Below are 26,594 nucleotides of genomic sequence, written 5' to 3'. Positions count from 1 at the left end.
CTTACCCACTTAATCGATTTTCATCAAACTTGACAGACGTTACTTGGGCAGTTAGATCTTCCATGCTCATGCTTTCCATTCCGTATTGCTTATTTAGCTCTTGAAAATGATCTATTATCTTCTTCATAAAAATCCAGTTTTCTTCGGGGTTTCTCGCTAAATTATAAGGATGCCACCACAGATGATAGACAAGACCATGTTTGGCAGCATGGGTCATGCTTGATAGAATCCGTTTCAAGCGAAGTCGTTCAAGGAACCGAAGCTTCCCGGAATAGGGTCTCAGAAAATGGCTGGCTGGTATATTAGCTGGCATGTTGTCTGCTGACTCCTTTACCGAATAGCAGTTATGCCCTGAAAGATTGAAATAGGTATCCATTAATCGGAATACTCTTAACAGGATTGAATCATTTTTGCTGTATCCTTTTCGATAAATCCAATGATCGGGATTGCCCCGGTAGGATGCAATACCCTGCTCCTGCAGCACGCCTAAATATTTTTCATTAAATTGATTTCTAGGGAATACGATACTTTGGATATTGAAGCCCTTCTTCTCCGCGATACGAATGGCAGCCGCTATATCCGCACTAAATTGTTCAACCGTCTGCCCTTCCTCCAAGCAATAATAATGGGAGAAGGTATGTGTAGATATGCTCTGATTCTTCGTTTTTTGAATCGTTTTTATGATTCCTGGTGCAAAATGAAACGCTTCCTGCTGGCCGCCGGCAAATATTTGATCTTCAATATAAGGGTAGGGAGATAAATTTTGATTTTCATAGGTTGGTTTTTGCTGCGGGATGCTGCCCATCATCTCATTAGCATGCTCGCAGAACATAAGTCCAACTACCGCCCAGGTAGCGTGGATACGCTGCTCTTCAAACAGCTTTAACAGTTTCGGGATGACTTCCAGCTCACTGGACATTTGTGTTTCATACTGATCCAACGTAATAATATCCCTTACTCCCCAGTACAATTCAAAATCAAGTGATATGACAAAGCGGCCATTGTTTCGCATGGATTAGTTTCATTCCTTATCGTAGGTTAATTTTTCTTAAGCTTAATGCACCATTGAAATGGTAAAGCGGTATTTCCCCGAAACAGTTGATTCGATATATTCAACAAACTCGAAATCCACTTCACATTGCCCGCCCATAATAATTCTGGCATCCTCTACCAAGCTTTTAATTTCCTCCGAATAAACCTTATAATGATCCAGCTTCTTATCAGCAGGATCTACAATAATCTTGATCCTGTCATATCTGTCTTGGACGACCTGAAATTTATTAATGAACGAACTTGACATCAACAGGCGGATAAACATCCTTCCATCTATTCGATCGCCATTCTTATTGATGAAAATATCCGTCGTTCTTCCGATCACATCCTTCAGCAAAGGCATTCCCCTGCCGCAGGAGCATTCTTCATCCGATAAGACGCCCATATCGCCTATGCGGTAACGAATCAAGGGCATGGTATTGTTGGTCAGCAAAGTGATGACGATTTCTCCATATTCTTCAGGTTTTGCCGGATATCCCTTGTCATTTAGAACCTCTACATAATGCGTCATTGACGACAAATGCAATCCGTGATGATGATCACATTCGCAAGCAATATCGCCTACCTCTCTCGAACCGTATCGATTAAACACCGGTGCCTTGAAAACCCTCTGAATGGTTTCCCGCATATGCGGATGGAGGACGCCGGCAGAGGTTAATACAGCTTTGGGAGTATAAATGTAAAGTCCTCTTTCCTCGATGAATCTTGCCAGATCATAGAGATTCTCCGCAAAAGCAGTAATCTGAACAGGTTTGAATGTATTTAATTCATGGATAAACTCTTTCATTCTTTCTTGCGTCATACGGAAAGAATTTAGCCACCGCTCATTCCTCATCCATCTTCCTAAATAGGTTTTTACAGTCTCTTTCCCAACTAGCGTGTCTCTTACGGATCCCCAGACATAAGCTCTTCTGCAGCCCATCATCATACCGGTCCACTCGTCGTCTTGCATCTTGACCGCTGAGCTCCAGTCTAAAAACTCCTTGTCCTGAAGCAGCGTAATCGGTACCCCTGTTGATCCTCCAGAAGACTCTTCAAATGGTGCGCGGGAATCCAGATCATCCGACTTTAGTGCTTCAAAATGTCGCTTGATCGTATCTTTATCGAGCAGCGGTATGTGTTGAAAACGATCGAGGTGCACATTGCCGCTCTTATCAACCGTTCCGCTCTCAAGCAATAATTTCCGGTAATAGGGAACATGCACGTAAGCGTGCTGGAGCAGCGCGGTTAGTTTTTGCTGCTGTAATTTCAATATTTCTTGTCTGCAAAGCCATTGCCAGTCATCAAGTTTTTGTTTGTACTTCAGCGTGTTCCCTCTTACGTTAAGCTCAAGCTTCCAGGCTGCCCGTTTAATATTGTTCATATTTGGTATCTCTCTCCTAACCGAACAATGAATGGTTGAGTTACGTCTGAATATATTTAGTATTTGATAATGTAGCCGAACAATTTGATATATTCTGAAATCGTGTAGTTCACGTATTTCCGTTCACTCCACCAGTACACGGGATCGAAGTTCACACTTGGAGCATCAACATAGGTCAGATCTATGCCTGAATGGCTGTAAACCTTATTGAATGTGTAGCTTACTCGTCGCATATGATAGTTACTCGATACGACTAAGGCCGAATGAAAGCCGTACTTCTCCATAAGAGCCTTTGAATAAACAGCATTCGTATAAGTGTTTGTCGCCTGGTATTCAGGAATAATAGCTGACGGTGAAACCCCCGAACGTATCAGCGAGTTTAATTTAATTTCACCGTAACCGCGTCCATCTGTTCTTGTCACAATAATGCGATCGGCATATCCTTGCTTCAGAAGTCCGATAGCCTTCTCCATCCTGCCCACGTCTCCGCTTAGCAAAATGATGACATCCGCTTTTTTCGGGGCTTCGTTGACGACCAGGAATCTGCCGATAGAAAAAACTAAAAAAGCAATCACCAACAAAACCACTACATTGATTATTATTAACTTTCTAATCATGTTACTTGGCCGACACAGACAAATTGTCTATTCCATCATCGATATAAGCCAAGTCATCCGCGGAGACATTCGATTGAATTTGATTGCGCAGCGAGTCTTTGTCAAGATGGACCGCTTCCGCACCCAAATGGTAATCCCAAATCATTGCTTGAATATAGTTTTTTGTTCCTTTAATAAATATGGCCTGCCTCGTCAACTCACTCGTTTGGATTTGTACGCCAGTGAAGTTATTCCCCGAAATCTCATAAGGCAAATCCATATGGCCGTCGAGATATATGCCGTAATACGCGTCTTTTATAAAGATTTGCGAAAGGTTGTTGCCGTTAATCCATATTTTGTCAGGTTTCTTCACAGGTTCTGTTTTGAAATAAATCGCCTTATCAAAGCCGGTAATGTTCACGTTATGCGCTTCCACCCAGCTCACATGATCGGATCCTTCCTCCGCATAAAAAAACAGGCCATTACCAAGTCCCGGACGGCCAATAATCTTGATATTCGAAATACTGGCCGATTTTAACGTTCCTGAGAATTCCTGTGCTCCATCCAAGTAAATACCCGATTTACTATACCTCTTTAGATCATAGGCATAGATGATTCCCCCGTTAACGGCGGAATTTCTGCTTAGTTCAATAACGTTGACATTACTGACCGGTACAAGCATGGTACCCGAGTTGAGCTGAAGGGTGACGGAGGGTTTTACGATGATCGTATTCTTCACTTCATACTTGCCTGCGGGAATCTCCACATCCCCACCGCCGTTTGCGGCTGCCACATCAATCGCTTGTTGTATATCGTCGCCGTCTTGTATATGAGCTATTGCTTTCAGCACTTGATCACCTGCCTTCGTAGGCATAGTATTATTGGAGCGGTCAGAATACCAATAGTTATAAATTGCCAATGCGCATACGGCTGCAATTATAATAATAAACGCTGTTTTTTTCTTCATGAATCCGCCCCGCTATAATCAATTTAGCCTTATCTAGCCCCTTCGCCAGTTATGATTACTCGAACGGTTTTCAGCATAATCAGAAGATCCATCCTTAAAGAAAGCCTCTCAATATAATGCATATCCAGCTCCAGCTTTTGTTTTGGAGTAATATCGTAGCCGCCATTAATTTGTGCCCATCCGGTTAATCCCGGCTTAACGGCAAGTCTGTTCACGAAGCCAGGAATTTCGCTGTTAAACTGATAGGTAAAATGCGATCTTTCCGGTCTTGGCCCAACAATACTCATTTCACCCTTAATGACATTCCATAGCTGAGGAAGCTCATCAATTCTTGTTTTTCTTATGAACGCACCTACTTTAGTCACTCGGGAATCATTCTTCTCTGCCCATTGAATGCCGTTTTTCTCTGCATTTTTGACCATCGAGCGCAGCTTGATGACAGAGAAGCTTCTTCCCATTAGTCCAACACGCTCCTGTTTGTAAAAAGCGGGGCCGGTTGTTTCCAAAATGATAGCAATGGTAAAAATGGCTATCACAGGTGAAGACAGCATCAACCCGACCACTGCAAGGACCACATCCAACGCCCGTTTGAAAAACTGGAGATAAATGCCCTGCTTATTCTCCGCATGCGAAATGACAAAGATGGATTCTGCCAAATCTGGCTGATAAGACTTCCTAATCGCCTCTTCCGTCATCATCAGTTGCTCACCTCATAAGCTAATAAGTACTTTTTCGTACAAGTCAGTAATTTTACGAGAATCATAGTCCATCGCTCTGATATATCCATTGCTTCCAATATGAGGGTCGCATAATCCTCTTATCATTCCGTCCGCAAGAGCTTCTGCATTCTCCACAGGGACAAGCAGGCCATACTCGCTTCTGCATAAAATATCACCTGGACCGCTGTCGCAATCCGCTGCCACTATTTTGGCGTTACATGCCAGCGCTTCGAGCAGGACATTCGGGAAACCTTCGTACCGGGAAGACAATACAAATTGATCTGCATGCCTCATATACGGGTAAGGATTTTCCGTAAAGCCTACAAAGTGTACTTGCTCACCAATATCTAAGGATGCAGCCAACCGGGCAAGTTCCTCTTGCAGGCTCCCTTCACCCAAGATATACAGATTTGAATCGGGGTATTGAAGCGAAACCCGCTTGAAGGCTTGAATCAGAATATCGTAACCCTTTTGATACTCCAGCCTGCCGACCGATACAATATTTTTCCCTGAGCGACTTGAGAATGGGCTTGGTTCATTGGAGAGCTTGGCAATCGTCTTGATATCGATTGGATTATTAATGGTTGTCACTAGGCTCCCCTGAACACCGGTAAAGCTTAAAATCTCATTCCTCATCAATTCGGATTGAGCGATAATTTGATCCGCCAGCGGATATAGTCTTCTATACATCGATTGATAAATCATTTTGCGATAAAAGCTGTAGGAGTTTATTGTTTTAGAGGGTAGATTCGCTTCTCTTATAACCACTTTCGTTTGTCTGCGGATAAATGGCCTGGCTAGGAGCACAGATAAATTCAATTGTTCTAGCGTGGAGAGGATCACATCGGGTTTGGTCTTATGAATGACCTTCAACAGTTCTGGGATCATATAACGTGCTCTGGTTATACCTAGATCAATCACTTCAACGTCTGTTGGAAGATGTTTGGTATAGGGTCCCGTTAAATTTGCTGTCATAAATACGGGCTCAATCCGTTCTCTGTCAAAATGCTTTAACAGATTGACAAATACTCTCTCCGCCCCGCCACCATGCAAATTGGGAGTCATTAGCATCAGCTTTGTTTTCAAACGAAATACTCCCTCTCTTTATTGTTCTACAGCTTGAGACTGCGGAACGGACGTTCTCGTTCTCATGTAATAAGTAATCCCCATAATGATCGACAACATGATCCAGTGAAATTTGCTGTAGTAGGAGACATGCGCTAAATCCCATAACAGGAAAATGAGAAGAGTAGAAATACTAAAGAATCCAATATGGCTCTCTTTTTCATTACCGCTTAATAACTGCTTGCATGCCGTGACCAGCAAGATGATAAATATGGAGTAATACAGCATTAAACCCAGCAGCCCATTATCGCTTAACAGCTCGAGATAATTGTTGTGGGAGTAGGTTTGATAATCCGTTAGATACCGAAATTGATCGGTGCCCCAGCCCGTTATCGGTCTGGCCTTCCATAGATTTAACGCATCGCTCATCATGCTAGATCGTTCCGTTAAGCTGCTGTCGTTGACATTTTTACCTTGAAGCATGTCAAAGATTCTGCTCAATCTGACAAAAAACACGGATTCCTTCAAAAGAATAAACATCTCTGTCAGCACGCCAGCTCCTACAACGAGAATGAGCACTTTTTGCAGAAATTTCACTTTGATAAAGAATCTCATAAAAATCAGGAAGCCAAGCATAAATACGGAAAGCATGGCTTTGCGAGAGCCTGTCAGAAAGACGATTTCATAAGTGAAAAGCAATAATAGAAGGATGTATATTCCTTTTATGAGAAGGCTTTTCCTTGCTTTGTTCATCAGCCCTTCCATCGAGAGTAGCATGCCGATAAACAAGGCGATTGCAAAGGTATTCGGATTCCCCAAAAACGATGTGACCCTGGTATTGTCATCCGTAACGATAAAACCGCCGATCTTATTCCAGATATCGATGGTCGCAACAACTAATGCCGCAAGAAAGCCGATCGTGATGGAGTGGAAATGGCCCTGATAATTGACGATATTGACCAAGATGAGGGATATGAAGAACAGCTGGACAAGAGTGAACATCATATCCACGCTCTGATTCGTCCATATCAAACTTATGGAGATATAAACAATAAAGCAAAGGTAGCAAAGCAGCGGAATAGGCACTACAAACTTATAATTCTTGATTTGAGTGATCTCAAATACAAAGGCACCAACGACCAGGCATGCACAGCCTTGTGGAATCCAGGACAAAGAGGGATTAAACGAAAACAAGATAATCGTAAAAACAAATACGGATAAACATATATTGGTCAACGTTAAACGCTTGTCAGCCGCCATGGTATTGGTCATGATTAGCCTCCATATTTCCTCACTCTTTCTTTGCTGGCCTTCAGCATGGATACAATCAAATAGGTATTAAATACAACTCCGACCAAGGTAAACATTGCAATACAGTTCACCACTGAAAAATAGGTTCCGCCTACGAACAATGCCCCGAATCTTGCTAACATGAGCAGCGTCTCGTAGATTAACAGCCTTCTTTGCAGACCAAAAACGGTCATTAGTACTAAGGCCGGAGCGCTTATAAAGGACAAGAACATCCATATTACCATCCAGCTCGCATAAACGCCGGCTTCCATCCACTCGCTGCCAAGAATAACCTTGAATAGCTGCGGGCCAAAAACCACGATGAACATAGAAGGCAATAAAGCAATTAGGGCTAAAATGATCGTAAATTTCTTGAACATCGCATTCAGATTAATCTCATCCTGCCCGGCCTCACTTATCCGTTGCAGGAGCACTTGTCTAACCGATTGGGCGACCAAGGTAACAGGGAATTGAATAAGTCTAAGCCCTAGTGAATAAAGGCCAATAACCGCTGAACCGTAGAAATAGCTGAGCATAAAAATCGGCAAGTTTTGCGATAACGAGTTCACAAGCGTCTGAGGAGTGCTGTATACCGGAAATTCCGAATATTTTCGTGCTGCTTCCTTTAACTGAGTTACTTTGAAGTTGCGTTTAAAGAGGCTTGAACTCTCTCTCCAGGTTTGGAATAACCAAATTGTGGAGGCAATCACTTGTCCGAAAATTTGACCGCCGATCAAACCAAGCGAAGTAAATCCGTATGATCCTGCTGCGATTTGAGAAGAGGCTATGCTGCCTTGGCGTCCTACCAGTGATTTGGACATCCGTTTGTATTGCTTCTGTCTTGTGCTCCAATAATTGAGGCATTGATAAAGACCCATTGCACAAACACTTAAAGGTACCCAGATCAGCCATCTTTTTAATTCCGGGGAGCCAAATAATCCGGCAATGGAATCATCAAACACCAAACAAACAATTAGCAATGCCGCACTCAGCAATACGGTAATGATGCAGGAAAGGAGAAAAATACGAGTCGCTTCATCTTCATCTTTGGGCAGCACGATAGCCACTTCATATTTGAAGGATGCAACAACGGAGAACAACGTGATGATCGATACATAGAGTGAGAATACGCCAAGCTGGTCCGGCTGATAGATCCGGCTCAACACCGGTACGATAATCATGGCGATAACCTGGGCAATTGCCGTTCCAGACATTACGACAGAGACATTTCTGATAAATGTATTGTTTATCCACCTGGGATTCGTAAGACTGCTTATCTTCATATGATGCTCTCCGTCCTCACCGCTGCACCTCTAACCATCAATAACAAGGATAAAGATGCAGCGACATTTCACCTTGCACCAAAACTAATTAGCGACTTTGCGTTTATTTTTGTTATTAAATACAACTCCGACGACTCTGGTATTAACCTGCTCAATCATGCTCTTCAGCTTCAAGGCTTGATTTTTCTTCACCGTACCGTCCTTCATGACCAGCAGCACGCCATCGCTCATGGAAGCGATAATTTGGGCATCCGACCATCTCATGGCCGGAGGGGTATCCATTATGATCAAATCGAATTCCTTTTTTAACTCCTCCAGAAGGCCTGACATCTTGTTAGAAGTCAGTAATTCAATCGGGTCGATGAAACTTGGACCGGATGAAATCAGGAACAAGTTCGTCATCATGGTGTAGCGAATGATGTCGCTGATCTCGTAACGATCCGTTACTACATTTGTAAGCCCATTACTATTGGATGTTCCGAATACTTCATGCAGGAATGGCGTCCTGAGGTTGGCATCTATTAACAGCACTTTCTTGTTATTCTGAGCGTAAGAACAAGCCAGGTTCACTGCGGCTGTCGTCTTACCTTCCGATTTCCCGGCCGAAGTGACCATAAGCACCTGGCAGGTTTCATTCTGCATAATTTGATCGATCTTCGTCCGCATTTTCCAACTTGCCTCAACGATAGGAGATGACGGTTTATACTTTGCTTTTCTACTGGTTAATGGCCACATAGGTTCTCTCACCAACTCTTTCATCAGATGTAACGCGAAGCGAACTCGGGAGCACTTCATTCTTCTTCATCTGTGGAATAACGGTTAGTACGGAAAGCCCAAGCTCCTTCTCAATCGTTTCTTCCGATCTCACCTTATCATCCAGATACTCTCTGAGGAGTACAATGGCCATGCTGAACAACGACGAAAGGATAAATCCGATGGCGATGTTAATTATTATGTTTGGTGTGACAGGCTTTGGAATAGGCAGGTTTGCTGCCTGATCCAGAATGGAAACGTTATTGATGTTCATTATTCTCGGAATTTCCTGAACTAGTACGACCGATACGGCGTTAGCGATTTGTGCAGCTTTGTCGTAGGAAGCGTCCCTTACTTGAACCGACATAATTTGGTTATTGGAAGAATTTACTTTGACCTTTAGAATAAGCTGCTCCGGCGCCATGTTTATTTCCGGATAAGCCGCAATGACCTTCTCCATCAGTCCAGGCGTCTTCACAATATCCCGATAGGTCTCGATCAACATCACGTTGGCTAAGAGCGAATCATAATCAACCAGTCTGCCTTCTGTTTCACCGTTAGATTTTAAAACTATTTTCGCAGAGGCTTCATATACGGGTTTAATGTAAAAAACACTGAAGATGCCTACAGCCGTTGTAATAATCAAAATGAAAGCAACAATGAACCAGGCTTTGGACTTAAGCACTCTTAGAACTTGATTTAGCTCCATTTGTACCCTCTTTTCACTCGTAATTTGTTACAGTTAGTATCTATACTCTGCATTTCAGATTTTATGATACAAATTGTAACTTGTCAATCAAATTTACCCATTCTTTGTCCACTTACTTTGTTGCTCTGCTTCTTAGGCTTCTGCTGCTGGTTTCCTATACCAACCCTGCCTGCAATAAGCGGGCCAAACCGGTTCTTATTGAGCAAATGCGTAACGGTTATAGAACCGAAGACAGCAGCCAAGAATGCAATAACGATAAATAGTAAAAGGTTAGTTAATGAATACCACGCGGGAGCTAGTAGACTTACACCATACAGAAAGAACCGAGTCAGCAAAAATATTCCGAAGGAATATTGGCTGACTTTCACTAGAACGACCGGAACTTGCGTTAGTTGTTTGGCATAATACACCATAGTAAAGATGATACCCGTCGTATAGAATAAGACATCGAACCGTTTGGAATATACCCTGTCTATAATGCCTAACTGGTTCAGGGTAAGCATGGCTGCTGCCGAGAGTAAAGCGAGAGCGATTATCCATTTGATATGCCTGCCTAGCTTTTCGACAAAAACTTCATAGTTTCTGCCGCTATAGAATGCTATCGAAAAGTAGGCAAGCCAAGCGATCGCCGGCACCTTGTTCAGAAAGCTGATCACGTAGTAATTTCCAAACGGGAGAGATTCAAGGTCAATCAGATTAAAGATAGCCAGATAGACTACATTGGCTCCAATCGAGCAAATAAGCACGAATCTCATTGAAAATCTGCGAGATACCCATCTGGCAAACAAGATATGCAGCAGATAAAATTGAAAGACAACTAGAAGGAAATAACCGAAGAAGTCTGCAAGCAGGATGTTTTTGGCGAGCTCGTAAAGGTACAGCTTAAAGGAAGGTACCGCATGATCAACGTTCACATCGATCAATGAAAATAAAACCGCCATTGTAAGATAAGGCATTAAAATATACTTGGCTCTTTTTTTCAAAAAGCCTGGCGGAACCTCATCCCGATACGACTTCGATATAATAAACTCAGAAATAAAAATAAACATAGGTGTAGAGAACAGCAGCAGCATTTGTATCGTGTGGAGGATGTCCGGTGTTATGCTGTAACCCGCAGACTCGGTTAGATTGAAATGTGTAATAGCCGTATCCAGTGTGTTGAATAATACGATTCCTAAGCAAGCAATGCTTCTTAGCACAAACATTTCTTTAATAACCTTGGATGAATCCTTCATACCCATCCACCCTCCAACGCCTAATTAAATATGCGCCGCCGATTTGAGTGCTTTCTCTTGCGCCATTTTTGACAATCGGTAGGAGTATGTTTTCCAAAGTCCCTCTTCCAAACGTACTTTGGGTTCCCATTTCAACTGTTGAATTGCTTTTTGATTGTCCAGGCAGCTATGTTTGATGTCACCGGCACGAGCAGGACGGTACTCAACTCTTGTTTTCTGGTCACAGCAGTCTTGCAGGCTTGCTACAAGAGCATTGACGCTTAGTGGGTGCGCCGTGCCTACGTTCGCGATCACATTCTGTTCTGTAAGAATGGCAGCAATATTCGCATCTGCAATATCCTCAACGTAGACAAAATCCCTAGTCTGCTCTCCGTCTCCATAAATGACAAGCTTTTCTCCGCGCAGCAGACGGTCCACGAAAATAGCTACTACGCCGCCCTCCCCATCACTAGCTTGGCGCGGTCCATATACATTTGCGTAGCGTAAAATACCATATTCCAATCCATATAATTTAGCATACGTACAAATGTACAGCTCAGGCACATACTTGGAGACTCCGTAGCCGGACATCGGATGCTTCGGATGCGCCTCGTTGATCATAACAGCTTCCGGCATTCCATAGATGGCGGCAGATGAAGCATAAACAAACTTGCGCACGCCATACTTGACGGCAAGCTCAAGTAAACGGATTGTGGACAAAATATTCGCAGTGGCATCTTCAAGCGGCTCATTAATGGAATATTGAACATCTGTTTGTGCAGCTTGATGAACAATCACATCCGGTCGTTCTTTAGCTAGAATCCCTTCCATCTCATGCGATCTGATATCGGTATGATAGAAACGAGCCCCGATAGGGATATTCTCGAATTCCCCTTTAGACAGATTATCAACTACGATTGTCTCCCAGCCTTTCAAGAGACAACGTTCAACAATATGAGAGCCAATAAAACCTGCACCGCCTGTAACAATTACTTTTTTGGGATTCATAGGGGTTCAATCCACCTCTTCAAATTATTTAGTTAGTCCAGCGGCGGTGACTTATCATGCAGCGACAACGCAATGTACAGCTAGACTGTTGTATGAGTGATGCTTCTTTACGATTTACAACTGCCATCATAACGATACAATTTGTATCATAGGGAGCGTGATCATTCACTCTCTTCCCCCAACCTCGACTAGTTCACTAGATATTGGTTTTCCGATAATTCTACATGAATAGCAGCACGCCCAATGGAATGGTATTCAATAGCATGTTGACTCATGCTTTCAAGCGGGTAGCAATTTCGTCCGTCTACTACAATCGGACGCTTTAAGAGCTGACGAACTTGCTCTAAGTCAAGCGTAATGAATTCCCTCCACTCTGTAAGAATCATACATGCATCACAACCAGAGATGGTTTGATAAACGCCCGTACCGTAAATCACATCGCTACCAAACCATTTTCTCGCCTCAGGCATGGCAACCGGATCGTACACCCGCACGTTTGCTCCGGCGGCAATCAAAGCAGGAATGAGTGCCAGCGATGGAGCATCGCGCAAATCATCGGTATTAGGTTTAAACGACAATCCCAGCACCGCTATCGTTGTTCCTCTCAAATCGCCTAAGGCTAGAACCAATTTCTTGAGTAGCATATACTTCTGCTCTTCGTTGGTTTGAATAACCTCCTTCAACAATCCGAAATTATACCCCGCTTGATCAGCCATCCAGTTCAAAGCATGGGTATCCTTCGGGAAACATGATCCGCCATAGCCAATACCTGCCTGCAGGAACGCAGAACCGATGCGGCTATCCGAACCGATTCCTTCAGCCACATCCTCAACATCTGCCCCATACCGTTCACATAGATTCGCAATAGCGTTAATAAACGAGATCTTAGTCGCGAGAAATGCATTTGCCGCGTACTTGATCATCTCGGCACTCTCATTACTTGTAAAATAGGTTCTCGTGCCAAGCGGCTCAAAGCAGTCTGCTACAGCCTGAGCGGCTTCAGGACGAAGCGCCCCCACAATACACCGTTCCATATTCATAAAATCTGCTACGGCAGAACCTTCGCGTAGAAACTCAGGATTGGAGACCACATCAAATGGGATATGCGGATTTGGCATATTTTCCCTGATCCAGTTCTCTACCTTGCGTCCTGTACCCACCGGAACAGTGCTCTTGATTACGATTGTTTTGTATGCCGTCAAATGACAGCCAATGAATTCCGCTACCGCTTGAATATAGCCAAGATCCGCTGCACCTGTAGGAGCCATTGGCGTTCCAACAGCAATAAACAGCAAATCCGATTGCTCAATAGCAGAAACCATATTGGACGTGAACGACAACCGTCCGGCAGCAACATTGTCTGCGACCAAAGCTTCCAGTCCCGGCTCATAAATCGGAATTCGACCCTGCTGCAGCCATTCGATCTTATCGGAATTCGTATCGCAGCATTGCACGCTATGGCCGATATGTGCCAAGCATGTGCCGTTTACAAGCCCTACGTACCCCGTACCAATCATAGCAATTTTTCTCATGTTTCTATCTCCCCTATTATTCTCCGCTTAACTTCGTCAATGCTAGCTCGTTTACTTCATAAAAGGCTTTATACCAGGAAACGAATTTACCTAACCCCGTATCCAATGGAGTTTCAGGCTTGAATCCAACCTGCTCCTCTAATGATTCCGTGTCGGCATAAGTCACTTCAACATCGCCAGGATGCATGGGGCGATACTCAATACGAGCTGGCTTATCCAAATGCCGTTCAAGAAGACTGATCATATCGGCCAGTTTAACCGGATTGTGATTGCCGATATTATAGATGCGGTAAGGAGCATTGCTGCTACCTGTCTGCCCACTCCAATTGGTGTCAGCCACAGGCGGAAGCGGTATAAGATGGATGATTGCCTGCACGACATCATCTACATATGTAAAATCACGCCACATTTCTCCATTATTAAATACTGTAATCGGCTTCTCTTCCAGAATGGAGCGCGTAAACGAAAAGTAAGCCATATCCGGTCGCCCCCATGGACCATATACGGTAAAAAACCGCATTCCCGTCACAGGTAATCGATAAATATGACTATAGGCGTGCGCCATCATCTCATTCATTTTTTTGGTGCTTGCATACAAACTGACCGGATGGTCGGTCTTATCCTCTACAGAGAAAGGTACTTTTAGGTTAGCTCCGTAAACCGAACTTGACGATGCATACAGAAGATGGCCTATTTGATGGATTCTACACATCTCCAATAAGTTGAGGAAACCCGTCACATTAGAGTCAATATAGGTTTGAGGATGCTCCAAACTATACCGTACTCCTGCTTGTGCAGCTAGATTAATCACGACTTGAAACTGATGTTCTGCAAACAGCTGTTCAAGCTCGGATCGATTTTCTAGAGACCCTTTTACAAAATGAAATTGATCATACTCCAATAAATGTTCCAAACGAGCCTTTTTCAACTCCAAGTCGTAATAGCTATTCAGGTTATCAAAACCAACGACCGTGTAGCCCAGATTTAACAGCTTACTGGATACGTGGAAGCCAATAAATCCAGCGGAGCCCGTTACCAAGATACGCATCTTTCATTCACGCCCCATTTTAGAGTAAGAAAATAGATACAATTTGTATCCTTGATTATAATTCTAAATTTAAGATACAATTTGTAACAAGTCAAGATAATTTTCTTTATAGGGCTTCTGTGTCTCTCTCCACTAACCATAAGCATTCGTCCATTACTAGTTTCACATTTTGCAACACGCTAAATATCAATTTTTGTCATGAATTTTATCATAATTCTTCTTTATCCACCCATACCAACTCTACTATTCTTTCATATGTTATATAAAAGTGAGTGTCATAGTGTCATAAATATTAAAAATTTTGGTAACCAAACACCGGCTGATTCTACATGTCCCTGCTTGACTACTCGGCACCACCTTTTATTTTTTCAAGCAAAAAACGGGTGACGCTCACGCGGGTTGTAGCAAATAAACCCGCTTGTGTTTAGTTACAAGAGAAAAGGAGATGTTGGTATGGCAAATGGGGATATGCTTAAATCTGTCTATGACACGAACAATAATGGTGTTGTGGATAAGGCAGCAAAGCTGCAAACTGCTCGAAACATTACGTTAAGCGGAGATGCCGCAGGCTCCGCTGCATTTGATGGCAGTAGTAATATCAACATTGCGACTACTATTCCAAATGCAACATCAAGCAAAAAAGGCTTAATGAGCGCTGCAGATAAAGCAAAGTTAGATGGGGTGGCAACAGGAGCAAATAACTATGTCCATCCTTCCACACACCCTGCCTCCATAATCGTTCAAGACACAACACATCGATTCGTAACCGATATAGAGAAAGCAGCGTGGAATGCAAAGGGTAGCAGCGGAGATATGCTGAAATCCGTGTATGACACAAACAATAATGGCGTTGTTGATCAAGCAGCAAAATTACAGACCGCAAGAACAATTACGCTGACAGGAAGTGTTGCGGGCTCTGCCACCTTTGACGGCTCAAGTGATATTACCATTACAACTACTGGCGGCACTGCTGGCGGCACAAGCCCTCTTGAGAACTGGGTGAATGTGAAAGCCTTTGGTGCTCTGGGTAATGGCATTAACGATGACACAACAAAAATTAACGCTGCTATTAACTCTCTTCCGGCTTCTGGCGGCACGGTGTACATTCCCGAGGGCACTTATATGATCAATACAGGAAACCCTTACAACCCGGTAACAAACGCAACATGTATTTCTTTAAAAAATAACATCACAATTAAAATGACCGAAAACACAGTACTGAAAGCCATTACAAATGCGTTCAACAACTATGCGATTTTTCTTGTCAGAGCTGTTTCTAACGTCACTATTGAAGGCGGCATTCTGCAAGGAGAACGATATACGCATACTGGCCCCGTCGCGGGTCAAGTTGGTGTAGGCGTCTGGCTTGAGGGCGCAACAAACGTAACCATTCGGAATGTAACCTGCAAAGAGTTTTGGGGTGATGGCATTTACACTCTATATCACGCCACACTTGGTAACACAAAAAAAGTTACCGTCGAGAATGTCAACTTTATTGATAACCGCAGGCAGGGTATTTCGATTTGCGCCAATGAAAATTTTCGTGTAATCGGCTGTTCCTTCGAAACTACGCAGGGTACGGATCCAGCAGCGGGGATTGATCTCGAGCCAGAGCTCGGCGGTACGGTTAAAGACGTTACAATTACGGGGAATGTCTTTAAAGGAAATAAAATTGGGATCCAAGCCCTCGGCGATGCAAGCGCGACAATCACCGGTAATGTATTCGACGGAAATACTATGTGGGGGATTTACTTGGCTTCATCTTCGCGTTATTACAGCGTTACTGGCAATATCGTGTACGCTAGCGGCAGTTACGGTATTTACGTTAACACCTCTACTGATAATGTTATAAGCAGTAATGTTGTCTATAATAACGGCTCGCACGGTATTTATTTGCTGAACAATGCAGACCGGAACGTCATAACAGACAACAAAGTATATGGAAACTCCGGTGAGGGTATCAATGTTTATAAAAGCTTTGACAATGTCATTAATGACAATAACGTTACAAACAATTCAGGCCGCGGTATTTTCTTGGCCGTTAGCACCGACAATTCCATTAATGGCAATACCAGCTCAAGCAACACTTTGTCCGGCATCTACCTTTGGAATAGTAAATATAACTTGATCAACAGCAACCGCTGTGCCAAAAACGGTCAACATGGGATCTTTATCAAGGGGGACTCGGCGAACGATTCGCACAGCAACACTATCTCAAACAATCAATGCAAAGAAAATAGCCAAACAACTAACCAAGGCTATCACAATATCTTTGTCAGTGGCGGGGCACAAGGGGCGAACACTACAAATAATGTACAAGGCAATATTTGCCGCGCAGGTGGACTCACGAACAAACCGCAGTATGGCATATTGATTGACGTAAACACCAGCGCAACCCTAATGCAGAATAATGATACTCGCGGCGGAGGCGCGAAGGCGGACTTGTCTGACGCCGGTATAGGAACAATAACCTCGATATAAAAAAAACGGCGATTTATTCCTGTTTATAACAGGTATGGATCGCCGTTTTTCGTATAAAAGTAATAAAAAGAAGCTTTCCATAGTTCAGCGAACTTATGGAAAGCTTCTTCAATTCACCGCTAAATCGCGGCCGAACTTCCGCATCGGACGTACTTTGCCCGATCGGCATATCAGACTACCGCTGAGGCGCGGTCGCTCATCTACGAATTGTTAATTCGTTAGATGATTGAATTACATCATGCCGCCCATACCGCCCATGCCGCCCATATCTGGCATGCCAGCGCCTGCGCCCTTCGGCTCAGGCTTGTCAGCTACTACAGCTTCAGTCGTCAGGAACATAGCCGCTACGGAAGCAGCGTTTTGCAGAGCGGAACGAGTTACTTTCGCAGGGTCAACGATACCCGCTTCGAACATGTTCACCCATTCGCCGGTTGCGGCATTGTAACCAACGCCGACTTTTTCGTTTTTCAGACGCTCAACGATGACGGAACCTTCTTGACCAGCGTTCGCAGCGATTGTGCGAAGCGGCTCTTCGAGGGAGCGCAATACGATGTTAACGCCTGTTTGCTCGTCGCCGCCTGTTTGAACGGCTGCAACAGCTTTGTATACGTTGATCAGAGCAGTACCGCCGCCGGATACGATGCCTTCTTCAACCGCTGCGCGAGTCGAGTTCAGGGCGTCTTCAATGCGGAGCTTGCGCTCTTTCAGTTCTGTTTCAGTAGCCGCGCCGACTTTGATAACCGCTACGCCGCCAGCCAGTTTAGCCAGACGCTCTTGCAGCTTCTCGCGGTCGAACTCGGAAGTTGTTTCTTCCAATTGTACGCGGATTTGGTTCACACGAGCTTGGATGTCTTCCGCGTTGCCGCTGCCGTCAACAATGATCGTGTTTTCTTTTGTAATGCGAACTTGGCGTGCGGAACCGAGTTGCTCGACGGATGCCGATTTCAGCTCAAGGCCCAGCTCTTCCGTAACTACTTGAGCGCCAGTCAGAGCAGCGATATCAGCCAGCATGGCTTTGCGGCGGTCGCCGAAGCCTGGAGCTTTAACGCCTACGCAAGTGAATGTGCCGCGAAGTTTGTTCAGTACGAGCGTAGCTTGCGCTTCGCCTTCGATGTCTTCCGCGATGATCAGGAGTTGTTTGCCGGATTGAACGACTTTCTCCAGAACCGGAAGGATCTCTTGAATGTTGGAGATTTTTTTATCGGTGATCAGAATGTATGGATTGTCGAGGACAGCTTCCATTTTATCTGTATCTGTAATCATATAAGGGGAAACATAACCGCGGTCGAATTGCATGCCTTCAACCACTTCAAGCTCCGTTACGAAGCCTTTGGATTCTTCAACCGTGATAACGCCGTCGTTGCCCACTTTTTCCATTGCTTCCGCAATCAGTTGGCCTACTTCGTCGTCAGCAGCGGAGATCGAAGCAACTTGTGCGATCGATTGTTTGCCTTCGATTGGTTTTGCGATGTTTTTAAGCTCTTCTACAGCAGCTTTAACCGCTTTTTCGATACCTTTGCGGATAACCATAGGGTTAGCGCCAGCCGTAACGTTTTTCAAGCCTTCGCGAATCATCGCTTGAGCCAATACGGTAGCTGTAGTTGTGCCGTCACCGGCAACGTCGTTTGTTTTTGTTGCTACTTCTTTAACCAGCTGAGCACCCATGTTCTCGAATGCATCTTCCAGCTCGATTTCTTTCGCGATGGAAACACCGTCGTTTGTGATGAGCGGGCTGCCGAATTTCTTCTCAAGCACCACGTTACGGCCTTTAGGACCAAGCGTTACTTTAACCGCGTTTGCAAGGGAATCGACACCGCGCAGCATTGCGCGGCGAGCGTCTTCGCTAAATTTAATTTCTTTTGCCATTATCGTGTTACCTCCCAAAAAGTATAATAAGTATCTTACGCCTTGCCCTCTATATTAAGAAGCGGGCTTATCCAAAGATCGCGTGAATGTCGCTTTCCTTCATAATCAAATACTCTTTGCCGTCGTATTTGATTTCTGTTCCCGCATATTTGGAGAAAAGAACGCGGTCGCCTTCTTTAACTTCCAGCGCAACACGAACGCCGTCTTTCAGCGTGCCGCTGCCAACTGCCACCACTTTGCCTTCTTGTGGTTTTTCTTTAGCCGTATCCGGCAAAACGATGCCGCTTGCAGTCGTTTCTTCTTTTGCGATCGGTTCGATCAATACGCGTTCACCTAAAGGTCTGATCATTGAAAATAGCCTCCTTAAAAAATTTGTCGCTTATTGTTTTAAATTAGCACTCGTAAGCTTGAAGTGCTAACAACCATTTTTATCATACTCATTTTCTTGTCCGATTTCAAGTGTCTTTGGTCATTTTTGCAGTTATTTAACATCAGCTCACATGGCACCTTCACCATTATAGCCCTAGCTAAAAGACGGCATACGCGATTAACGCGCATGCCGTCTTCTTCTACAGCTTGGCTTGCAAGCCGTTCATAATAAAATGAGTCATCTCTTCAATCGTGTTTTCCAGAGTATGAGGCTCTTCAATGCGGATTGACTGCCAGTAATCCGAGTAACGGTTAAAGAGCAGTACTCCGGCTATGGAGAAGAGAGTAAGGTCAAGCGAGCGAAACTGAAAGACGCCTTGCTCTCGCCCTGTCTCCAGCCATTGGCGCAGCGCTCTCCACAGCGGCATTACGTAATATCGAATTTTCTCGATTCGGACGGTATTGAGCAAAATCTCATACTGGATAATTTGGATTAGCTCCGGATCGCTGTAACGAAACTTGGTGACTTCCGCAATAACAAGCTTTACGCCCTCCGCGGGAGGCAAGTCCATGTTTACTTCTGCAAACTGTCGGCTTGGAAAATAAGCATCAAACAGCGCAGCGAACATATTCTCTTTACCGCCAAAATGATACGAGATGAGAGCGACGTTAGCCCCACCCGCTTCCTCGCATATTTGCCTTACCGTCGTCCCGTCGAAGCCTTGGCTGGCAAACAGCTTCCTTGCTGCAAGCAGGATGCGAGACTTCACATCGCTCTCATTCGTTGTCATTGTCTAATCCTCCAGCATATCTATTTACACCATTTATTTGGCTGCGATTGCTGCTTCATGCTGTCTGCCCGCGCTTCGTTTCAATCCCGTAGCGGCAGCGCTGACCGCGACAGCCACCGCGGTAATCAGGAAGAGGATGGCTACCTCATGCCCTACTCCCGGCCCCCCAAACAACAGGTTCATATTGCCCTCAACCGCATACGTTGCGGGAAGAAGCAAGACCAGTCCGGTATAAAAGTCCGACAACAGCTCACGCGGCACGATCGTGCCCGATGACACCAGCTGCGCCGACAGCAGCATAATATTAAACAGCATGCCCGCCATGCCAAACAGATAAAGAAACATCTGCGATACGAACATAAAGGTCAGCAGGAACAGCATTTCAAATAACCACAGATGGATAAAGCCCTGCTCGATTTGTCCGCCTAGCGAATAAAGCAGCGTCGAGCCAACTAACGACACAAATAGGGCCGCGACGATATTAATGATACTTCTTGCGGCAAATCTTCTCCAGCGGCTTACGCTCGCTTGAACCGCCATAGACGACTGCTCCAGATTCATTCCCATTATCATAGCGCCTACATAAGAAGCAAGCACCATCATCATCGGAACCATCTGATTGTTCATGCCATGTATGGCATTGGTTGACTGGATATCAGCCGTTACTCGCTCAGCCAAACTTTGTGCCGCTGTTGCAGCCTGAGCTTCGGGCATCTTAGCCGTCGCTCCTAGAGTTGACTTCACGCCTGCGAAAACAGCTTGTTTGTTAACCTCGGCCGTTACCTGCTGCGCTACCCCGTTCATTATACTTTTAATTAAAGCAGGATTCGACTCATTAATCCAATATTGAATATTGGCGTGTCCGTCCGGAGACGCGGTCTTCTGCGTGAAATCCTCCGGCATATAAATAACCATCTGCAGCTTGCGGTCATCGAGCTGCTGCTTGGCATTCTCCAATTCATCGATCTTCGACATCCGGAACGGTAGTTCCTTCATCAAATTATCGCTTACCTGAGCTCCAAGCTGCTGATCTTTGTTGACGATCGCAATATGGAGCCGGTCAACGCGGTCGGTTACCCCGTCATAACCCGTCATCCAGATCAACGAGAATACAATCTGGAAGGTTAATGCTGTAATAATGCCTACCCATGTGGTCGGACGCTTCATAAATGCCTGCAGTGCCTGATTCAATCTCTCCACTCCCTATATCTGTTTTAATGATTTAAACATATGTTTAAAACAACTGTTTAATACAACTGTTTAATACATTATCAAGCACGCCTCTTCATGTCAATGGCAAACAAAAAAACCTTCCATCAACCACCACCTATAACGCAAAAAAAGCAGCTAATCGCAAAGACCAGCTGCTCATCCATCGAAAAACGGTGAAGGGAGGCACCCTTCACCGCCTATTCTTCTAAATTTAGAGAATTATATCATTTACAGCTTCAAGTCAAGCTCCAACGCTTTGCCAAGCGTGCGGAGAACAAGCACAACGGCCTCTTCGCGTGATGTGTTCGCATCAGGAGCAAAAAGATTGGCGCCTTTGCCCTTAAGAATCCCCTGCTCGGCCATCGAATTAATCGCGTCTTCCGCCCAGTGGCCGTTCACGTCCGCGAATTTGCCGGCTGACGATGCGGAGGTCAAGCTCACGGCTTTTGCAAGAATGGTAGCCACCTCCGCGCGCGTGATGACCTGGTTTGGCTTGAAAGTGCCGTCGCCATAGCCATTAATCAAGCCTAAGGCATGGAGATTGTTAATGGCATTTGCCGCAAAGCTCGTGCTGCTAACATCGGAGAAGGCTGCTGCTCCCTTGCCGTCGTTCAAGCCTAGTACACGCGCAAGCATCGTTACTAATTCAGCACGCGTAACGTTTGCCTCCGGATGGAAGGTATTGTCAGAGTAGCCGTTCACAAACCCAATATGACTCGCAAGCGTGATGGCCTTCGTGCTCCATGCTTGGGTTGCCACATCCTTATATGCAACGGGAGCCGTATTGGCTAGCGCTTGCTCAATTACGGTTTTAAGCTTGACGGCATCTACGCCTTCGATGAGAGATGGCTTCCCGGCATCAGGATTCGCCGGCGGCGGCGTTGGTGTTCCCGGATTGCTTGGCGTTGTTGGCGGATTCGTGCCGCCGCCGGACGTTCCGGCTTTTACAACGACCGGAATAATAACAAGATCGCCATGATATTCCGCGCCGATAACCGCCGCTCCGCGGGAATTAGCTTTAATAACACCATTCTGAACGTCAGTAACCTTCGCACTCGACGCTAACCAGTTTACTTTGGAAGTGACATCTTTAAACGTTCCGTCCGAAAACATGGCTGTAATCGTAGGCTTCACTTCAGAGCCGACGCTTTCAATCACATAACCGGGCGAAGCGTAAGTCGAAACGATTGGAGCAGGATCTGGATCAACAATCGGATCCGTCACCGTAATTGTAAGATCAAGCTTGAGTCCCATATAACTGATTGTAATAACTGCTGTACCCGGAGATTGCGCAAGAATTAAACCAAAGTCCGTTATAGTCGCTACGGATTCATCCGAAGAAGTCCAGTCTCCATTATCCTGCACTTCAGCCGGAGATACACGAGGCACACCTTCATAGAACATTTGGATTATGGTTTGATGCTCTGTCTTAGCCGGAAGCGTATATTCGGTTGCACCGTCAAAGGTTGCCAAAGAGCTTGGAGTTACAACTCTGACGAACATTTGATCATTAAGCGGTGTTTCTTGCCTTGGTTCGTCATACTCGAATTTGACATAAGCGATGCCGAATTCATTATACGTCTCGACATTGCCATGGGAGTCCACGGTTGCAATGGAAGGCTCACTTGTGCTCCATCTTCCCTGATCATTTACTTCAACAATGCGATGATTGGAGTATTCGGCAAACACTCGATGTGCCGGCTCCTGAGTATTACGACTAATGAGAAGGTCAATGTCTTCAATCCAGATTCCGACGAGCACAACATCACCGGGTTCCGATTGCACGGTAACCGGAATATCAAGCGCCGGATAATCGCCATATTGGACAGTTGCAGTCGTTTCCCCGAGGGCAACGCCTTTCACTTTGCCTTGAGAAACTGTAGCGATCGAGTCGTCCGCAATCCCCCATTCCGTTGCAGCGAGACCCGCGACAGGATCATTTTCGGAGAGCTCCGTCACGTCAACGATTCGGCCATCGGATAATGCAGCCTGCAGACGCGCTGGATACAGACCAGTAGGCTGTACAACGATATGGGCAGGCTGATAAAAGACGTCAACATGGCTTTCATCTGCCGATGGAAGGCCGTCATCTATACCTACCGCTACTTCGATCATTTCACTAAAGCTGCCGTAATGAACCAATACTTCGGTTTTACCCTTACCTACAGGAGTCAGAACTCCGTCCTTTACGCTAACAACGTTCTGGTTCAGAGAAACCCAGGAGCTAGCTTGTGTAGCGTCATCGGAAGAGCCGTCATTATAATGCGCCCGCGCGTTCAAATCATGCGAGGAGCCTGGCTCAAGCTTGACTTGGTTCTCATCCAGCACAAGCCCTGTCATTTGTTTAAAAGGAACAATGCCAGACGAAGCAACTGTCACTCCGGAGGTAACATCAATGGTCAGACTCTTCGTAAAGGAAAGACCATAAATGGTAATCGTTGCTTTCCCTTCTTTCAGAGCCGTGAGCTTTCCGTCAGGACTTACGCTCAGAATATCCGGATTCAGCGATGTATAAAGAGCAAGGTCGGTAATATCGAAGTTTTTGGCAGGATCCGAACCGAAGTTATAGATCCCTTCCACATGAAGATCCCGAGTCTCATTCACTTGCATGGTCGTTACTTCAGGAGTTACCTCCAAAGAGGTGAAGATATGTGTTTCCACAGGCGGCTCTCCCGCATCCTGCTTCACGTAAACCGGCACATAAACCGATCTGTTCATGTAAGTGGCCATAACAAGACTAGCTCCAAAGCCGGCGTCCGTAGCCACTATGGCATTGTTCTCTACGGAAATCAGAATATTGCCGACTTCCCATTCGATCTCATCGGTAACGTCTTTGGTGGTACCGTTGCTGAACACCCCCGTAACGACCATCGGCTCCGATTTCTCAGTCCTGCCCAACGTATAGCTCGGCTGGTTAACGCTCAGTCCAAGCAAGATCGGCTCCTTCGGATTGTTGGTCACCGATACGGCAATATCGTAAGTAAAGGATTCATACGAGACCGTCACCGTTGTTTCGCCCTCGGACAAGCCGAAAATGACGCCGGTATCAACGTTCGCAATTTCCGGGTCTTTAACCGTCCAGACGGCTTGCGTGGTGATGTCGCTCTTTGTATTGTCATTAAAAATAATATAAGAACTAACATTCGTTCCGTCATTTGGCATAATCTCCACGCTGTCTTCACTTGCGGTCAGCCCAACCGTGTCGATCACGTTCACCTGCACGGTGTACGTAAGGTCTTCATATTTGAAATGGATATAGGTTTCGCCTAATTTTTTAGCCTGGATCAATCCCTCGGCAGTGACAGTAGCAATACTCGGGTCAAGCGACAGCCACTCGCCTTGGGTGGTAACATCGTTTCTTATCAGGCTAATATTTCTCCGTGTTGCCGATAGTTGATAGAAGCCGCCTTCCTTCAACTTGACACGCTCACTGTTCAGCACGATGTCCAAAGTCTCATCAGGCAATGGTTTCTCGGAAACCGATACCCAGAAGGACACCGGAGCATCGTTGTTGTATGTAGCGGTGACAACGGTATCGCCAGCTGCCGCAGCGTGGATAACAACAGCCGTGTTGTCGGAGCTCCCGGATTTCGACACGGTCGCAACGGACTCGTCATTGGATGTCCATTCGGCGGATTGGGTCACGTCCACCGAGGTACCGTCGCTAAATAATTGTTTCAGATGAACCTCGTGATTGTCGTCTACCGTCAGGTAGTTGTCGACCTCCGTGTCAACCACCAAGGATACCGGCTCAGGCGCCATATCCGTCTGCAGTTGGCCATCCGTCGAATCGCCTGCCGAAGGCGTTGACACAGGGGGCGGGCTTGTCGCCTCAACTTCACCCGCTTCCGCTGGGGCGGAGCCGTTCGGCAGATCAACCTGAGCGGGAACAGAAGTCGATATTCCTTTAACAGCCTCCGCAGAGGCTAGCGCCGAAGTGCTGAAGGATGAAAATAATAACGTGCCGGCCAGTACGGCCGAAAGGATGACGCTTGGGAATTTTTTCATGCTACATGCATTCCTCCAATGATAAATGTTAGTGAACCTCCGTTTTTTGCTTCTTTATTCATCTCCAGTCGATCCACAAATGCCATGAGGGGACATACCCATTGACGGCAAAAATTTAAGCTTATTGCGAAATATACCACCTCTTTTGCTTCCGTCTTTTATACGTTCCACTCGCAAGATCATGCGCATCGGATCGTATTTACCGCAGTTTTAGAATTTGTGTTTTATATAATGTTATATAAATTAACATAAACATAACAAATCCTAATATTATTATATTATTCTCTTATTAATAGCACGTCAATTAATTTGTTTTTTATACATTTGCGTTATATAAACTAACCCGTAGTTAACAAATTGCTGCCAACAATTAAAAAAATGTTTAGATACGGATGGAACCCGTGTACTTACTAAACAAACAATAAAAAAGGAGAGATGTATATGCCCCGCCATTCATCCGCTAAACGAATAGAAGGAAAGGTCGCCCTCATTACCGGCGCAGGCTCCGGAATCGGAAAAGCTGCCGCCATCCGGTTCGCTGAGGAGGGAGCAAATCTTGTCCTGCTGGACCGGGACCGGCAAACGCTTGCCGCGGTGTGCCGTGAAGCCGAAGCGATTGGCGCGAAATCTATAGCCGTCGAAGCGGACATTTCGGACGAGCATTCTCTGGAGGAAGCTTATGGCAAAGCTATCTCCGCGTTTGGACAGCTGGACATTGTGTTTGCCAATGCAGGCATTAACGGCACCATATCCCCTATTGAGCACATGAGCAAGGAGGAGTGGGAGAAGACCATCGCCGTTAACCTTACCGGCACGTTCCTGACCGTCAAGCATGCGATACCGCTTATGAAGAAAAGAGGCGGCAGCATTATCGTAACAAGCTCCATTAACGGCAACCGCGTGTTCTCGAACTTTGGCTTCAGCGCCTACAGCAGCTCCAAGGCCGGAGAGACTGCCTTTACCCGAATGGCTGCCCTTGAGCTGGCGGAATACGGCATCCGCGTCAATGCCATATGCCCTGGAGCCATTTCGACGAACATCGATCAGTCGACCAAACCGAAGCCGGAGGTCGAGGAAATCCGGATCCCCGTTGAGTTTCCCGAAGGCGGCCACCCGCTTGAGAATGGCCCCGGAAAGCCAGAACAGGTTGCTAATCTCGTTTTGTTTCTGGCATCGGACGAGTCCAGCCATATAACCGGAACACCGGTCTATATTGACGGAGCAGAGTCGTTGCTTCGCGGTTAACATGCACAACCGTAAGTATAGA

At 45.5% G+C, this 26,594-nt stretch carries 21 protein-coding genes; 2 read left to right on the top strand and 19 right to left on the bottom strand.

The genetic code is table 11. The annotated features are described in order from the left end of the window. Position 1: 1 nt before the first annotated feature. The 14 genes from M3194_RS27080 to M3194_RS27015 form a co-directional block, all read right to left on the bottom strand. Entirely contained in the window at positions 2–940 is a 939-nt protein-coding gene (locus tag M3194_RS27080; RefSeq protein WP_251657254.1) for a polysaccharide deacetylase family protein, read from the bottom strand. Positions 941–1,054: 114 nt separating this feature from the next. Further along, positions 1,055–2,416, bottom strand: coding sequence for a phenylacetate--CoA ligase family protein (locus M3194_RS27075; protein ID WP_251657252.1), 1,362 nt, complete (start codon positions 2,414–2,416; stop codon positions 1,055–1,057). A gap of 56 nt (positions 2,417–2,472) precedes the next feature. Next, the gene (locus M3194_RS27070; RefSeq protein WP_251657251.1) at positions 2,473–2,991 is read right to left on the bottom strand and encodes a YdcF family protein; all 519 of its coding nucleotides are present in this window, start codon (positions 2,989–2,991) and stop codon (positions 2,473–2,475) included. Positions 2,992–3,034: 43 nt separating this feature from the next. After that, entirely contained in the window at positions 3,035–3,979 is a 945-nt protein-coding gene (locus M3194_RS27065; RefSeq protein WP_251657249.1) for a glycoside hydrolase family protein, read from the bottom strand. A gap of 29 nt (positions 3,980–4,008) precedes the next feature. Beyond that, positions 4,009–4,677 (bottom strand): sugar transferase, encoded by a 669-nt coding sequence (locus tag M3194_RS27060; RefSeq protein WP_251657248.1) that lies wholly within the window; start codon positions 4,675–4,677, stop codon positions 4,009–4,011. A gap of 12 nt (positions 4,678–4,689) precedes the next feature. Further along, positions 4,690–5,784: a glycosyltransferase gene (locus M3194_RS27055; protein WP_251657246.1), complete on the bottom strand. Its 1,095-nt coding sequence runs from the start codon at positions 5,782–5,784 to the stop codon at positions 4,690–4,692. Positions 5,785–5,802: 18 nt separating this feature from the next. Beyond that, a complete protein-coding gene (locus tag M3194_RS27050) occupies positions 5,803–7,035 on the bottom strand; it encodes an O-antigen ligase family protein (protein WP_251657245.1) in 1,233 nt (410 codons plus the stop codon). Positions 7,036–7,037: 2 nt separating this feature from the next. Then, complete coding sequence (locus M3194_RS27045) at positions 7,038–8,336, bottom strand: lipopolysaccharide biosynthesis protein (RefSeq protein ID WP_251657243.1); 1,299 nt, start codon at positions 8,334–8,336, stop codon at positions 7,038–7,040. An 84-nt stretch (positions 8,337–8,420) separates the two neighbouring features. After that, positions 8,421–9,002, bottom strand: a complete 582-nt coding sequence (locus M3194_RS27040) for a CpsD/CapB family tyrosine-protein kinase (protein WP_251657242.1) — start codon at positions 9,000–9,002, stop codon at positions 8,421–8,423. A gap of 49 nt (positions 9,003–9,051) precedes the next feature. Next, positions 9,052–9,798, bottom strand: coding sequence for a YveK family protein (locus M3194_RS27035; protein WP_251657240.1), 747 nt, complete (start codon positions 9,796–9,798; stop codon positions 9,052–9,054). An 83-nt stretch (positions 9,799–9,881) separates the two neighbouring features. Then, complete coding sequence (locus M3194_RS27030) at positions 9,882–11,033, bottom strand: acyltransferase family protein (RefSeq protein WP_251657239.1); 1,152 nt, start codon at positions 11,031–11,033, stop codon at positions 9,882–9,884. A gap of 24 nt (positions 11,034–11,057) precedes the next feature. Then, a complete protein-coding gene (locus M3194_RS27025; RefSeq protein WP_251657237.1) occupies positions 11,058–12,020 on the bottom strand; it encodes an NAD-dependent epimerase/dehydratase family protein in 963 nt (320 codons plus the stop codon). A 188-nt stretch (positions 12,021–12,208) separates the two neighbouring features. Further along, positions 12,209–13,552: a UDP-glucose dehydrogenase family protein gene (locus M3194_RS27020; RefSeq protein ID WP_251657236.1), complete on the bottom strand. Its 1,344-nt coding sequence runs from the start codon at positions 13,550–13,552 to the stop codon at positions 12,209–12,211. A gap of 16 nt (positions 13,553–13,568) precedes the next feature. Further along, entirely contained in the window at positions 13,569–14,600 is a 1,032-nt protein-coding gene (locus M3194_RS27015) for an NAD-dependent epimerase (protein ID WP_251657235.1), read from the bottom strand. 453 nt (positions 14,601–15,053) lie between these two features. Here M3194_RS27015 and M3194_RS27010 point away from each other — a divergent pair, with 453 nt between their 5' ends. Continuing rightward, positions 15,054–17,081 (top strand): right-handed parallel beta-helix repeat-containing protein, encoded by a 2,028-nt coding sequence (locus tag M3194_RS27010; RefSeq protein ID WP_251657234.1) that lies wholly within the window; start codon positions 15,054–15,056, stop codon positions 17,079–17,081. A gap of 231 nt (positions 17,082–17,312) precedes the next feature. Here the strand turns inward: M3194_RS27010 and groL are convergent, their stop codons facing one another. The 5 genes from groL to M3194_RS26985 form a co-directional block, all read right to left on the bottom strand. After that, positions 17,313–18,947, bottom strand: coding sequence for a chaperonin GroEL (gene groL, locus M3194_RS27005; protein ID WP_251657233.1), 1,635 nt, complete (start codon positions 18,945–18,947; stop codon positions 17,313–17,315). Positions 18,948–19,014: 67 nt separating this feature from the next. Continuing rightward, positions 19,015–19,296 carry a co-chaperone GroES gene (groES, locus tag M3194_RS27000; protein ID WP_251657231.1) on the bottom strand — a complete coding sequence of 94 codons (282 nt, stop codon included), beginning with the start codon at positions 19,294–19,296 and terminating at the stop codon, positions 19,015–19,017. A gap of 220 nt (positions 19,297–19,516) precedes the next feature. Next, positions 19,517–20,107, bottom strand: a complete 591-nt coding sequence (locus tag M3194_RS26995) for a TetR family transcriptional regulator (RefSeq protein ID WP_251657229.1) — start codon at positions 20,105–20,107, stop codon at positions 19,517–19,519. A 33-nt stretch (positions 20,108–20,140) separates the two neighbouring features. Then, positions 20,141–21,307 (bottom strand): YhgE/Pip domain-containing protein, encoded by a 1,167-nt coding sequence (locus M3194_RS26990; protein ID WP_251657226.1) that lies wholly within the window; start codon positions 21,305–21,307, stop codon positions 20,141–20,143. 240 nt (positions 21,308–21,547) lie between these two features. Beyond that, the gene (locus M3194_RS26985) at positions 21,548–25,327 is read right to left on the bottom strand and encodes an S-layer homology domain-containing protein (RefSeq protein WP_251657224.1); all 3,780 of its coding nucleotides are present in this window, start codon (positions 25,325–25,327) and stop codon (positions 21,548–21,550) included. Positions 25,328–25,768: 441 nt separating this feature from the next. Between M3194_RS26985 and M3194_RS26980 the strand changes: the two genes are divergently transcribed. Then, a complete protein-coding gene (locus tag M3194_RS26980) occupies positions 25,769–26,572 on the top strand; it encodes an SDR family oxidoreductase (RefSeq protein ID WP_251657223.1) in 804 nt (267 codons plus the stop codon). Positions 26,573–26,594: the final 22 nt, after the last annotated feature.

The sequence above is a fragment of the Paenibacillus glycanilyticus genome (genome assembly GCF_023715145.1).
Taxonomy (GTDB): Bacteria; Bacillota; Bacilli; order Paenibacillales; family Paenibacillaceae; genus Pristimantibacillus; species Pristimantibacillus glycanilyticus_A.
The sequence above is the reverse complement of the archived record's forward strand: the minus strand, read 5'-3'. Positions and strand labels throughout refer to the sequence as shown.